The following is a 12,989-nucleotide window of genomic DNA, read 5'->3' on the forward strand; positions in this document are numbered from 1 at the left end:
AAGGCCCGGTTCAATGCCCCATAAGCCAGTGCTGATGAGGCCCCGGCAGGGTCCACACACCAAACACGATCACCAGCAGCCCGCCCGCCACACGAACGCCACGCTTGCGCAGCAGCGCAGTGGTGCGTTCGGCGGCCAGCCCGGTGGCCAGCAGAACCGGCCAGGTGCCCAGCCCGAAGGCCAGCATCAACAGTGCGCTGTCGACAGGATTGCCCTGACTTGAGGCCCAGAGCAGCGCGCTGTAGACCAGCCCGCAGGGCAACCAGCCCCACAGGGCGCCGAGCAACAAGGCGCGCGGCAGGCTGGACACCGGCAGCAAGCGACTGGCCAGCGGTTGCACGTAGCGCCACAAACCTCGGCCCAGGCGCTCGATGTGTGTCAGCCCGCTCCACCAACCGGCCAGATACAGGCCCATGACAATCAGCAATACCGCCGCCATGACCCGCAGGCCCGTTGCCAGCGGGCTTTGCGCAACTGCCCAACCGACCAGCCCGGAACAAAAGCCCGCCACGACATAGCTGAGAATGCGCCCAAGGTTATAGGCCAACAGCAGACGAAAGCGGCGGTTGCGTTGCTCTTTGGGGATAGCCAGCGTCAGTGCACCCATCAGGCCGCCACACATCCCCAGGCAATGACCGCCGCCCAGCAGGCCGAGAACAAGCGCGGACAGCAACACCGGCGCCAGTTCAAACATCGTGCTTCTCGTCAGTGCCCGGCGTGTGATGCGCTGGCGGGCGCTGATCCGCAGGCGGCGGGTCATCGAACAGGATGCTGTGTGCCGGGCCTTCCATGTCGTCGTACTGGCCGCTGTCCACCGCCCAGAAAAAAACGTAGATCGCGATACCCACCAGCAGCAGGGCAGCGGGGATCATGATGTAAAGCGCGGGCATGAAACCTCCGGGGCGGTTTGCGACAAGTGTGCAGCGCGCGGCACGCGGGTCAGGCGCAGTGCGTTGAGCACCACGATCAATGAGCTGATCGACATGCCGATCGCTGCCCAGATCGGGGTGATCCAGCCCAGCGCTGCGAACGGCAACATGAGGCCATTGTACAGACCGGCCCAGACCAGGTTTTCGATAATGATGCGCCGGGTCCGTCGGGCCAGGGTAAGTGCATCGATCAGCACCGGCAAGCGGTTGCACAGCAAGACGGCATCGGCGCTGGTTTTCGCAAGGTCAGTGGCCGAGCCCATCGCCACGCTGATGTCTGCAGCCGCCATGACCGGCACGTCGTTCACGCCGTCACCGATCATCAGCACTTTGCGGCCTTGTGACTGCAGCACCCGCAGCACCGCCAGCTTATCGTCGGGACGCAAGCCGCCACGGGCGTCCTCGATACCCAGTACTTGTGCGACGCTGGCAACCATGGGCGAGCTGTCGCCGGACAACAGCAGGGTTTTCCAGCCACGGGCCTTGCAGGCGTGTAACAAGCTATGCGCATCGTCGCGCAGTCGGTCGTCCAGCACCAGCCATGCCAGAGGGCCTTGCGTGTCGCCGAGCAGCAGCCATTGCCCGGAGGGGGCTGTTATAGACAGCGTTTCAGTGCCGCTAAGGGCGCAGACAAAAGCCGGCTGACCAATGCGCAAGCGGCGGGTACCGACAACGCCTTCAAGGCCCAGCCCCGGTGTGCTGTGCACCTCTTCAGCGGCCACGGGTGCGCGGCCAAAGGCGCGGGCGATGGGGTGCTCGGAGCGGTTTTCCAGCGCCGCCGCCAGTTCCAGGCAGGTGTCCGCGTCGAGCGTGCCCAGTGGCTGAACACTGCGCAGTACCAGGCGCCCTTCGGTAAGGGTGCCGGTCTTGTCGAAGATGACCGTGTCGATCTGATTCAGGCCTTCCAGCACATGACCACGGGTCAACAGCAGGCCGAGTGTGTGCAGCGTGCCGGTGGATGCGGTCAGGGCGGTCGGGGTTGCCAGCGACAGCGCGCAGGGACAGGTGGCGACCAGCATCGCCAGCACGATCCAGAACGCCCGCGATGCGTCGATCTGCCACCAGATCACCCCGATCAGCGCAGCAGCCATCAGCGAAAACAGCAGAAAAATCTGCGCCGCCCGGTCGGCCAGTTGTTCGAGGCGGGGCTTTTCTGCCTGGGCGCGTTCGAGCAGGCGAACAATGGCCGAAAGACGGGTCTCCTGACCCAGCGCCGCCACCTTGACGGTCAGCGGACTGTCGACATTCAGCGTCCCGGCAGTGACCGCATCGCCCGTGCTGCGTGCCTGTGGCAGGTATTCGCCGGTCAGCAGCGACTCATCGACACTGGATTGACCCTCGACAATGGTGCCGTCAGCCGGAATCACCGCACCGGGCCGCACCAGTACCCGGTCAGCCAAACGCAGCTCACTGAGCATGATGCGCTGGCTCTGGCCGTCTTCGCCAAGGCGCAGGCATGAGGCAGGCAGCAGGTTGACCAGTTGCGCGGTGGCCGCGGCGGTGCGCTCCCGGGCCCGGCGTTCCAGATAGCGCCCGGCCAGCAGAAACAGGGCGAACATGCCGACCGCATCGAAATACAGCTCGCCCGTGCCGGTGATTGCGGTCCAGATGCCTGCCACATAAGCCGCGCCAATGGCCAGCGACACAGAGACGTCCATCGTCAGTTGGCGGTTGCGCAGGTCACGCAAGGCACCGCGAAAGAACGGCGCGCAACTGTAGAACACGATGGGCGTGGTCAGAAACAACGCCACCCAGCGCAGAATGGTGTGCATCTGCGGGCTGAGGTCGATGTTGAACTCCGGCCAGGTGGCCATGGTTGCCATCATTGCCTGAAACCACAACAGGCCGGCGACGCCCAGTTGTCGCAAGGCCAGACGGTTTTTACTCGCCAGCCGTTCGGCAGCGCGGTCGGCCTGCCACGGATGGGCGACGTAGCCGATGGCGTGCAGTTCGCTCAGCAACTGGCTGAGAGGCAGTTGATCGACGCGCCAGCGCACCTGCAAGCGATGGGTCGAGAGGTTCATGCGCGCCTCGGCAACCGCCGGCAACCGGCCGAGGCGCTGTTCGATCAACCAGCCGCAGGCTGCGCAACTGATGCCCTCGATCAGCAGAATGGCTTCGGATAATTCCCCTTGGTGGCGCACGAACGGTGCCTGTACGTCAGGGCGGTCGTAGAGTGCCAGCTCATCGATCAACTGCGCGGGCAGGCTTTGCGGGTTGGCTGATGTTTCACTGCGATGGCGGTAATAGCTTTCCAGACCGCTCGCAACGATGGCTTCGGTGACCGCCTGACAGCCCGGGCAACACAGCTCACGGGTTTCACCGAGCACCACGGCGTTGAAGCGCTTGCCGGCCGGCACGGGCAGGGCGCAGTGGTAACAGGGCGTCGGGGGGCGGTTGAGCGCGGTCACGTTCAGTCGTTCCGGTGTTGCGCAGCTTGCAGCGGTTCATCGCCGAGTGTCAGTTCATCCGCGCCGACCTGCTCTTCCTCGAACAAGCGCCAGGTCTGATTGCCTTCAACGCCCAGCAGCTCGACAAAGCGCCGGCCTGCGACGCTGTCCTGCAACTGGCCGATGTAACGGTCTGGCTCGGTCGGGCTGCGATTCAGAAACACCCGCCGATCACGGGCGGGCTGTGTGGGCGAAATCAGGTTCAGTTCCAGACGCTGCGGGCGGCTGTTGCCGCCCAAACGCAGCCCGACCTCGCCGGTCAGGTCGTCCAGATGGATGCTGGCGCGCAGCTTGAGATTCTGGGCCAGCACTTCGCGGTTCAGCGAGCGATTGATGCCTTTGCCTGCCTCGTAGTAATTGTCGGTGACCAATGGGTCCGGGTTGGTCACGGCAATGAACACCATCGACAGGCTCAACGTCACCGAACAGGCCAGGATGCCAATGATGATCCAAGGCCACAACTGCCTGTACCAAGGGCTTGAAACGGTCGCGACAGGCATGGCGATGCTCTTAACGAATAGGTGGGCCGGTGAAACGGCTTGGGGTCTGGACTCGGGTGTCGCTGTCGATGCCCTTGAGGGTGAAAATGACCTCGTTGCTGCTCGATAACAGGGCCTGCGGCGTGCTGGACAACGCCACCGGCAAGCTGATGATCTCGCCCGCCGGAACGTTGATTTCACGCAGGCCTTGCAGCCTAAGATCAGGCAGGCCGCTGGCAGTCAGCAGGTAGGTGTGATCAACCTGGTCCTTGTTCATGATCTTCACGCTGTAGACGTTTTCGATCCGGCCCTCGGTGTTTTCCCGGAACAGCATACGGTCCTTGCTGACCTCCAGCCCCACCAGTGTGCGCATGCAGAAGGCGGTGGTCAGCAGCCCGATCATCAGCAGCAGGACCAGCGCATAACCGATCAGGCGTGGGCGCAAGGTGTGGGTGCGCTGCCCGGATAAATTGTGTTCGGTTGTGTAGCGAATCAGGCCGCGAGGGTAGTCCATCTTGTCCATGACAGTGTCGCAAGCGTCTACACAGGCCGCGCAACCAATGCACTCGACCTGCAGGCCGTCGCGAATGTCGATGCCGGTCGGGCAGACCTGAACGCACAGCGTGCAGTCGATGCAGTCACCGAGCCCCTGAGCCTGATGGTCGGTTTCCTTCTTGCGCGGCCCGCGTGGTTCGCCACGGCGCGGGTCGTAGGAAATGACCAGCGTGTCCTTGTCGAACATCACGCTCTGGAACCGCGCGTAGGGGCACATATAGATGCACACCTGCTCACGCAGCCAGCCTGCGTTAAGGTAAGTGGCGAGGGTGAAAAAGCCGACCCAGAAATACGCCCAGCCGTCTGCCTCGCCGGTGAACAGTTCTATACACAAGTCGCGGATTGGCGAGAAATAGCCCACGAAAGTCAGGCCCGTGGCAAAGCCGATCATCAGCCACAGGCTGTGCTTGGCCAGCTTGCGCAGCAGTTTGCCAGCGCTCATCGGGGCATGGTCGAGCCTGATACGCTGGTTGCGGTCGCCCTCGGTGACTTTCTCGCACCACATGAACATCCAGGTCCAGACGCTCTGCGGGCAGGTATAGCCGCACCAGACACGTCCGGCATAGACCGTGATGAAGAACAGCCCGAAGGCGGCAACGATGAGAATCCCCGACAGCAGGATGAAATCCTGCGGCCAGAACGTCGCGCCGAAGATATAGAACTTGCGCTCCGGCAGGTCCCACCACACGGCCTGATGCCCGTTTTGATTGAGCCAGACCGTACCGAAAAAGATGAGCAGCAACACTGCGCCACCCGCCATGCGCAGCGTGCGAAACAGACCCTTGAAAGCGCGGGTGTGGATTTTCGTGCGCGAGGCGTAAAGATCGACGTATTCGCTGCTCTCATCGGGCGACGGTGTGATGTCGTTTACTGGAATCCGGTTGCTCATCGATGGGTCCAACGGAGCTGGCGCAGCCCGGGCCGATGCGGGTCAGGCCGGTTCACAGCCGCGTTCAACGTGACGCACTTGAGTAATGGGCCGTTTCTTCGTTCAACTGACTGATCCAGGGATTAAGCAAGGCGGCTCCGCTCGATTTGAAATCTGCTGTGTTGCGGGTGACCACGGTCATTCCGTGTACCAGCGCGGTGGCGGCGATCAGGGCATCACATTCGCTGCGCGGGTCGGGCACGTGCAGTTGGGCGCAGCGTTTTGCGACCTGAGTGTCGATTGGCAGAATGCGCCCGGCGAACGCTTTCAATACATGGTGGTCGAGCCACATTCGCAGGGCTGCACCTTGCGTCGGGTCACGGCGTTCGATCCGCAGGATACCTGTTTCGAGCTCAAGAATCGTGATGGACGAGATGAACAGGCTGGATGCCATCTGGGTTCGCGACCAGCGGAGCACGTTCGCGTCGGCATTGCGTTTTCTGAGTTCGGACACCACGTTGGTGTCGAGCAGGAACATCAGGACAGGTCAACCGGTCGAGGCGTGATGACAGCCCGTTGCGGCTCGAATTCGATATCGAGGTGCGCCGGCATGATCAACAGGTCAGCGATACTCGCTGCACTGCCGGTCAGTTGCAGGTACGCCTCGATCGACAGCAGCACATGGGCAGGGCGACCTCGGTCGGTAATGAACACCGGGCCTTCATTCGCAGCCTTCTTGGCCCCGCTGGTGTCCTGGTTGAATTCGCGGCTTGAGAGGGTAGTTGTCATGAAAGCGACCTCCGGAATGGGCAGACACATCGTCGTGATAATGAGCAAGTCTAGCCATGTAGAGATGTAACTACAATATCTGAAGTCTTTCGAATTGCAACGGGCGGCGGGTCCCAGTCATGCCCGGTCGAGGCAAATTATTTGGGCTCTGCCGGCGTCTCCTGACGGGACAGGCTGTAAACGTAGGCGGCAAGGATGTGAACCCGGTCATTGCCCTGTAACGCTTGCTGAGCGGGCATCTGGCCCTGGCGACCGTCGCGTATGGTCTGTTGAAGCCGGGCGAAACTGGCACCGTAAATAAACGCATCCGGGTGCGTCAGGTCCGGTGCGCCCAAGATCGGCATGCCTTTGCCTTCCGGCCCATGACAGGCAGCGCAGAGTGTGGCGAAGGTCTTCTGGCCCGCGACAGGGTCAGCCTTGGCGTCTTCGGGCAATTGCCGGGCGTCCAGTCGGGTCAGCACGTAGGCCGACACATCGCGCACGCCTTGTTCGCCAAGCACTTCGCCCAAGGCCGGCATCACGCCCATGCGTCCGGCCATTACCGACGTCTTGATTGCCTGAGCATCGCCGCCCCAGCGCCAGTCCGCGTCGGTCAGGTTGGGAAAACCGTAGGCCCCTTTGGCGTCGGAGCCGTGGCAGACCGAGCAGTTGGAGGCGAACAGGCGCGCGCCGATTTTCAGCGCCTGCGGGTCTTTGGCCACTTCCTCGACGGGCATCGCTGCATATTTTGCGAACAGCGGTCCGTAGCGTGCCTCGGCACTGGCGACTTCGCGCTCCCACTCGTGAACACTGCTCCAGCCCTGCTGGCCGTCCGAGAACTGCGAGTTGCTGCCCTTGTCCCGGTACTCGTAACCGGGCAATAGCCCCTGCCAATTGCCCAGGCCCGGATACAGCAGCAGGTAAGCCAGCGCGAAAATAAGGGTGGCGATGAACAGCAGGAACCACCACCTGGGTAGCGGATTGTCGTATTCCTCGATGCCGTCGAACGAGTGGCCGACTTTTTCGTCGGTCGGCGCCTCGCGCTGGCCCTTGCGGGTGGACAGCAACAGCCAGAGCATGGCGATGATTGTGCCCAGCGTCAGAGCGGTGACGTACAGGCTCCAGAACGTACTCATGATCGATTTTCTCGCTCGGCCCTGGCCTGCTCGACCGTGTCGATGGCCTCGGGGTCATCTGCGAACGGCAGCAGGGTCGCGTCGTCAAAGTGGGCCTTGCGTGCTGGGCTGAACACCCACAGCATCAGGCCGATGAACGCGACCATGACGACCAGTGTGCCGAGACCCCGAATCATTCCGATGTCCATGCTGATCACCGCTTGCTCTTGATAAGGGTGCCGAGGCCTTGCAGGTAGGCCACCAGCGCGTCCATTTCGGTTTTGCCCTGCACGGCCGCCGCCGCACCGGCAATATCGGCGTCGGTGTACGGCGTGCCCAGGGTGCGCAGCACTTGCAGCTTTTTCGCGGTCTGCGTGCTGTCGATGTGTTTGCCGGCCAGAAACGGATAGGCCGGCATGATCGAGGCAGGGACCAGGTCGCGCGGGTTGTTGAGGTGCACACGGTGCCACTCATCCGAGTAGCGACCGCCGATCCGCGCAAGGTCCGGCCCGGTGCGTTTCGAGCCCCACAGAAACGGGTGATCCCAGACACTTTCGCCTGCAACCGAGTAATGCCCGTAGCGCTCGGTTTCGGCGCGTAACGGGCGGATCATCTGCGAGTGGCAACCCACGCAACCGTTGGCAATGAACACATCGCGGCCTTCGACTTCCAGCGCGCTGCGCGGCTTCATGCCCTCAATTGGTTGATTGGTCACATCCTGAAAGAACAGCGGGACGATCTGAGTCAGCCCGCCGATGCTCACGGCAATCACCATGAAAAAGGCCAGCAGACCGATATTCTTTTCCAGCACATCGTGTTTCATCAATGCGCTCCCGCGATGGCGATGCGGGCAGCGGCTTGCGCTGCTTGCGGGTCCGAGGCACGCACTGTGCGCCACACGTTGTAGGCCATCAGCAGCATGCCGCTGGTGAAGATGACACCGCCGATCACCCGCACGATGTAGCCCATATGGCTGGCCTGCATGGTCTCGATGAAAGAATAAGTGAGCGTGCCGTCGTCATTTACCGCGCGCCACATCAGGCCCTGAGTGATGCCGTTGACCCACATCGAGGTGATGTACAGCACGGTGCCGACGGTCGCGAGCCAGAAATGCGCGTTGATCAGGCCGATGCTGTGCATTTGCGGGCGAGCGTAGAGTTTGGGGATCATGTGGTAGACCGAGCCGATGGTGATCATCGCCACCCAGCCCAGTGCACCGGCGTGCACATGGCCGATGGTCCAGTCGGTGTAATGCGACAGCGAATTGACGGTCTTGATGGCCATCATCGGACCTTCAAAGGTCGACATGCCATAGAACGCCAGCGCCACCACAAGAAAACGCAGAATCGAATCGGTTCGCAATTTATGCCACGCGCCCGACAGCGTCATCATGCCGTTGATCATGCCGCCCCAGCTAGGCACCAGCAAAATGATCGACATCACCATGCCCAGCGACTGCGCCCAGTCCGGCAGTGCGGTGTAGTGCAGGTGGTGCGGGCCGGCCCAGATGTACAGGGTGATCAACGCCCAGAAATGCACGATGGACAGGCGATAGGAATACACCGGGCGTTCAGCCTGCTTGGGCACGAAGTAATACATCATGCCGAGAAAGCCGGTGGTCAGGAAAAACCCCACTGCGTTGTGCCCGTACCACCACTGGATCATGGCGTCGGTTGCACCGGCGTAGGCTGAATAGGATTTGAACAGGCTGACCGGCAAGGAGACGTGGTTGACGACGTGCAGCATGCCCGTCACCACAATGAACGCGCCGTAGAACCAGTTGGCGACATAAATGTGCCGGGTCCGGCGTTTGACAATAGTGCCGAAGAACACCGCGGCATAGGCCGCCCAGACGATGGCGAGCAAGATAGCCACCGGCCACTCGAGCTCGGCATATTCCTTGGTGGTGGTGTAACCCATCGGCAACGTCACGATGGCGCCGACAATCACGGCCTGCCAGCCCCAGAAGGTGAACGCTGCCAGCCCGTCGGAAATCAGCCGTGTCTGACAGGTGCGCTGCACCACGTAATAAGAGGTGGCGAACAGCGCGCAGCCACCGAACGCAAAGATCACCAGGTTGGTGTGCAGCGGTCGCAAGCGCCCGAAGGTCGTCCATTCGAGTTCGAGGTTCAGCCCTGGCCATACCAGTTGCGACGCGATGAAGACGCCCAGGCTCATGCCGATCACGCCCCATACCACGGTCATGATGGCGAACTGGCGCACCACTCGGTAGTTGTAGGCGGTCGGGCTGATTGTTGTGCTCATTGCGGACTTCCACGATTCAGGTGTTTACCGCAGACGTTATCGGGCTCGGGCGATGTATCGCTGGAAATGGCACCGAAGCACACCGAAAAGGCGAGGGCAGGAACAGACAGGCAAGCTAACGAGCGTCAATGGTTGCAGCAGACGCCTGCTGGCGAGTTTAGCTTTGAAAGAGGGGTGTGGGAAGTCACAGCATCTACCCGCGCGATTCGTGCCTGATGCGCGGTGGGTCATGCAGTTGCTTGCGCAGTTGCTTATAGTGGTCGGCCAATGTCGCACTCATCAAAACGAGGCAAGCATGAGCACAGGCTTACAGCCCGGTATCGGCGCGGAACAATGGCGGCAACTCACCCGCGAAAGAGGCTGGTTATGGACGCCCGGGCAGTCGCTGGAGGGTCTGCAGCCCGCAACGCTTTTGCTGGCGCATGGCGCGGGTGCACCGATGGACAGCGAGTTCATGAACAGCATGGCCATGCACCTGGCGGCACAAGGCATCGGCGTGCTGCGCTTCGAGTTTCCCTACATGGCGCAGCGACGCGAGGGCGGCAGCAAGCGCCCGCCCAATCCGCAGGCGCAATTGCTGGCATGCTGGCGAGAAGTCTATGCCGAGGTTCGGCCCCTTGTTGCGGGGCGGCTGGCTGTTGGCGGCAAGTCGATGGGCGGGCGAATGGCCAGCCTGATCGCTGATGAACTGCAGGTTGATGCGCTGGTATGTCTGGGGTATCCGTTTTACGCCGTGGGCAAACCGGAAAAACCACGCGTGGCGCATCTGGCCGAACTGAAAACGTCGGCCCTTATTGTTCAGGGTGAGCGCGATGCATTGGGCAACCGCGAAAGCGTGGCGGGGTATACATTGTCCAGCGCCATTGAATTGCACTGGTTGCCGACGGCCAATCACGACCTCAAACCACTGAAAGTGGCAGGTATCAGCCATGACCAGTGCCTGGTCGAGTCGGCGCAGGTGATCGCCCGCTTTCTGCGCGTCTGAATTATTGGCAACGTACGTCAAAAAAGCCGTCGGTGACGTCGAAATTGATCGATGACATGCTGAACCGGAAGCGCCCGCGCAAGCGCAGGGTATAGGGATTGGCTTCAAACAGGCTCAGCGTTCCGCTTTGAAAGTCGGCCGAGTGATAAATCGTGTTTTGCCTGCGTAGCGTTTCGTTGAAAATCACTTTGATCTGCGCATGGTTCACCAGATCGTGATCGCCGGGTTTCAGGTCGCTGTCCAGAAACAGTCCGATCGTGGTTCGTGCTGTGCCTACCTTGCCATCGACAATCAGCTTCCAGATACATCGGTCGGGTTCGTGCTCCAGCTCTGCCCGCAGGGCCAACTGGCCCGACAGGTGCATCGCCTGAAACGGCTTACTGTTGACGCGGACGTGAAAACTGCCTTCACAAGGCGAAGGGCGAACGAAGCGTTTGGCTGGCGATGGTATGCGGTGCATGGTCTGACTCTGCAAAGCGTATGAATAGAAGCAGGGCGTTGCCCTTTAAGGTAACGCCCTGTGTGATGATTACAGGTTCATCAGTTGTCGATCATTTGATGCCGACGCCAAGGGAGGTGTTGTGGCTCTTCAACTTGAAGTTTCTGCCAGAGACCATGTTTTTCACGTAGTACCAGTTCCAGCCCCCGATACCGGCGTTTGAAACGGTAGACGACCAGTAATTGCCGTTGCCCATCGGCCAGCGGTTGCCGTACAGGGTGTAGATTTCCACCAACTCGTGAATGGTCGGAATCCGCGCGCCATTATTGGCCGATGCCTTGCTGATCTGAGAGAAGCTGCCACTGCCCACACCGACGCAATGAATGACGCCGGTAACAGTGACCGGATAACTCTTGGTCGCGCCCAGCGCATCGGTTGCGGTAATGGTGGCCGTACCTTTACCTCGAACAGAAGCCAGGCCATTGCTGTTCACGCTTACCACCAGCGCATTACTCGATGCGTATCGATAAGGCGCATGCCCACCGCTGGCCTGGCGCTGAACGGTGGTCTCGGCCGGGAAGTTCGGCAACAGGTCCGGCGAGCCCGGAAGCAGATAGATTTTGCCGGCCAGTGTTACCGGTGAAGTGTCCAGTACCAGCTCCTGTTTGACACTGAGCTGTAGCGCGGTCGATACAGTGGGCTCCCCTGCGCGGGTGACGGTGTAAGTCACTGTGGCCGAGCGGCCTGCAGTGGCGCTGATCAACGCCTTGGGTACGTTGAATTGCAATTCGCCACTCCCTGCAACCTGCGCCGCCGTGGCATGGCTGGACGCGCCGCGCCAGTTGACCACCACACTGTCCTGCGCGCCCATGCCCGGGTAACTCACCCGCACCGTCGCGCCGTAGCCAGGAATCAGCGAAGGCGTGACCACGCCGTCTGCCCCGACTGTATCCATGCGCGGTGCAGGCAACTCGGCCAGCCCGCTCACAACCTGCAGCGCCAAAGTATCGGATACCTGCACCAGACCGTTGACTCGGTTGACGACATAAGAGACCGAAACCGTCTGCCCGGCGTTGGCGGTCACCAGAACAGCGGCAAACAGCACCTCCAGCGCCTGACCGGCTTCAGCGCTTGTCAGTGTCTTCTCCTTGGTATCACTGCCTTTCGGCCCCTGCCATTGCACAATAACCTGGTCGCCGGTTTTCAGGTTGGCGGTGGCGTCGATGACCACTGTTGCACCGGAAGAGGCGTTGATAGGGTCCAGGGTGCTGCCGGTGGCTTCTTTTATGGTTGGGGTGGGCAGGGGCGTTGTCACCGTCAGCTGGAGCTTTACGTCCAGATATTCTGACGCCATGGACTGATTGCCCGCCAGGTCGGTCACCGTGTAGTAAACCGGAGCTTCGATATCGCCGATCAGCTCCAGAAACGGCCTGACAAAATCGACCATTACACGCTTAAGGCCCATATCGTCTTTGGTGACCACTGCCATCGGGCCCGATACGTCGTTCCAGTAGGTACGGACGACATCGCCTTCCTGCATACCGTTGTAACTGGCAATCGTACCCGTCAGGACATCGCCCATGTTTTCCAGTTCTTCGGAGGTGAGGCCGTTCAGTGTTTCTCTGGGGAGGATGATGGGGGCGATCAAAGGGTTGCCGGGCGGTGTAAGATCCACCTCGACTGGAGACGAAGGTGAGTCGCTCGTTGTTCCGTTTTCAATGTTAGTCAGGCGATACGCAATGGTGTGCTTACCTTCAGTAAGCGCATCGACTGGAATGTTGACATTCAGAATTGCTCCTGGCTGGGTACCCTTTTCAATCAGTTTTACATCACCAGTAAGCTTGTCATCCCAAAGGAGTTGGTAGCTTATATCCTCCATAACGTTCAGCCAGGCCGGGAACGTCACCTCAATAGGATCGGTTAATGCACTGGTAGGTAAAAGTCCTTCGTTATTGATTTTTATGGCGACGCTTGGCGCAATAAGGTTTTCATCGTTTCGTGCGGGCAAAGCTTGATCGGTTTTTAATATGTGTGGCATTAGTGTACTGTTTTCGAAAAAATCAGCCACCAACTAACGGAAAATTCAAATCTTATCAATAGCTTAGCTTGCAGGTTATGGGTAACTTATTTCGAAAA

General features: G+C 60.6%; 14 protein-coding genes. 1 reads left to right on the forward strand and 13 read right to left on the reverse strand.

Annotation, left to right across the window (positions count from 1 at the left end):
• Positions 1-10 precede the first annotated feature (10 nt).
• From DW49_RS0126705 to ccoN, 11 genes are all read right to left on the reverse strand, one after another.
• Positions 11-694, reverse strand: a complete 684-nt coding sequence (locus DW49_RS0126705; RefSeq protein WP_005616888.1) for a sulfite exporter TauE/SafE family protein — start codon at positions 692-694, stop codon at positions 11-13.
• Positions 687-890: a cbb3-type cytochrome oxidase assembly protein CcoS gene (gene ccoS / locus DW49_RS0126710; protein ID WP_005616890.1), complete on the reverse strand. Its 204-nt coding sequence runs from the start codon at positions 888-890 to the stop codon at positions 687-689. Before ccoS ends, DW49_RS0126705 begins: the two co-directional genes overlap by 8 nt.
• Positions 869-3,340 (reverse strand): heavy metal translocating P-type ATPase, encoded by a 2,472-nt coding sequence (locus DW49_RS0126715; protein ID WP_005616892.1) that lies wholly within the window; start codon positions 3,338-3,340, stop codon positions 869-871. Before DW49_RS0126715 ends, ccoS begins: the two co-directional genes overlap by 22 nt.
• A 2-nt stretch (positions 3,341-3,342) precedes the next feature.
• Positions 3,343-3,879 carry a FixH family protein gene (locus DW49_RS0126720; protein ID WP_005616894.1) on the reverse strand — a complete coding sequence of 179 codons (537 nt, stop codon included), beginning with the start codon at positions 3,877-3,879 and terminating at the stop codon, positions 3,343-3,345.
• A gap of 10 nt (positions 3,880-3,889) precedes the next feature.
• Complete coding sequence (ccoG, locus tag DW49_RS0126725) at positions 3,890-5,302, reverse strand: cytochrome c oxidase accessory protein CcoG (protein WP_005616896.1); 1,413 nt, start codon at positions 5,300-5,302, stop codon at positions 3,890-3,892.
• Between the two features lie 64 nt (positions 5,303-5,366).
• Positions 5,367-5,819 carry a type II toxin-antitoxin system VapC family toxin gene (locus tag DW49_RS0126730; RefSeq protein ID WP_003378697.1) on the reverse strand — a complete coding sequence of 151 codons (453 nt, stop codon included), beginning with the start codon at positions 5,817-5,819 and terminating at the stop codon, positions 5,367-5,369.
• Positions 5,819-6,070, reverse strand: a complete 252-nt coding sequence (locus tag DW49_RS0126735) for a type II toxin-antitoxin system Phd/YefM family antitoxin (protein ID WP_003378695.1) — start codon at positions 6,068-6,070, stop codon at positions 5,819-5,821. Before DW49_RS0126735 ends, DW49_RS0126730 begins: the two co-directional genes overlap by 1 nt.
• A 137-nt stretch (positions 6,071-6,207) precedes the next feature.
• Complete coding sequence (ccoP, locus tag DW49_RS0126740; protein WP_005616899.1) at positions 6,208-7,185, reverse strand: cytochrome-c oxidase, cbb3-type subunit III; 978 nt, start codon at positions 7,183-7,185, stop codon at positions 6,208-6,210.
• Complete coding sequence (locus DW49_RS0126745) at positions 7,182-7,373, reverse strand: CcoQ/FixQ family Cbb3-type cytochrome c oxidase assembly chaperone (RefSeq protein ID WP_003378692.1); 192 nt, start codon at positions 7,371-7,373, stop codon at positions 7,182-7,184. The genes ccoP and DW49_RS0126745 overlap by 4 nt, the downstream gene beginning before the upstream one ends.
• Before the next feature lie 5 nt (positions 7,374-7,378).
• Positions 7,379-7,987 carry a cytochrome-c oxidase, cbb3-type subunit II gene (gene ccoO / locus DW49_RS0126750; RefSeq protein WP_005616903.1) on the reverse strand — a complete coding sequence of 203 codons (609 nt, stop codon included), beginning with the start codon at positions 7,985-7,987 and terminating at the stop codon, positions 7,379-7,381.
• Positions 7,987-9,429: a cytochrome-c oxidase, cbb3-type subunit I gene (ccoN, locus tag DW49_RS0126755; protein WP_005616905.1), complete on the reverse strand. Its 1,443-nt coding sequence runs from the start codon at positions 9,427-9,429 to the stop codon at positions 7,987-7,989. The genes ccoO and ccoN overlap by 1 nt, the downstream gene beginning before the upstream one ends.
• 295 nt (positions 9,430-9,724) lie before the next feature.
• Between ccoN and DW49_RS0126760 the strand changes: the two genes are divergently transcribed.
• Positions 9,725-10,414 (forward strand): alpha/beta family hydrolase, encoded by a 690-nt coding sequence (locus DW49_RS0126760; protein WP_024420898.1) that lies wholly within the window; start codon positions 9,725-9,727, stop codon positions 10,412-10,414.
• Position 10,415: 1 nt separating this feature from the next.
• Here DW49_RS0126760 and DW49_RS0126765 read toward each other — a convergent pair whose 3' ends face one another.
• Entirely contained in the window at positions 10,416-10,874 is a 459-nt protein-coding gene (locus DW49_RS0126765) for a hypothetical protein (protein ID WP_005616909.1), read from the reverse strand.
• A 91-nt stretch (positions 10,875-10,965) separates the two neighbouring features.
• Entirely contained in the window at positions 10,966-12,891 is a 1,926-nt protein-coding gene (locus DW49_RS0126770) for a hypothetical protein (RefSeq protein WP_005616910.1), read from the reverse strand.
• Between the last annotated feature and the right edge of the window lie 98 nt (positions 12,892-12,989).

The sequence above is a fragment of the Pseudomonas avellanae BPIC 631 genome (assembly GCF_000444135.1).
Taxonomy (GTDB): Bacteria; Pseudomonadota; Gammaproteobacteria; order Pseudomonadales; family Pseudomonadaceae; genus Aquipseudomonas; species Aquipseudomonas avellanae.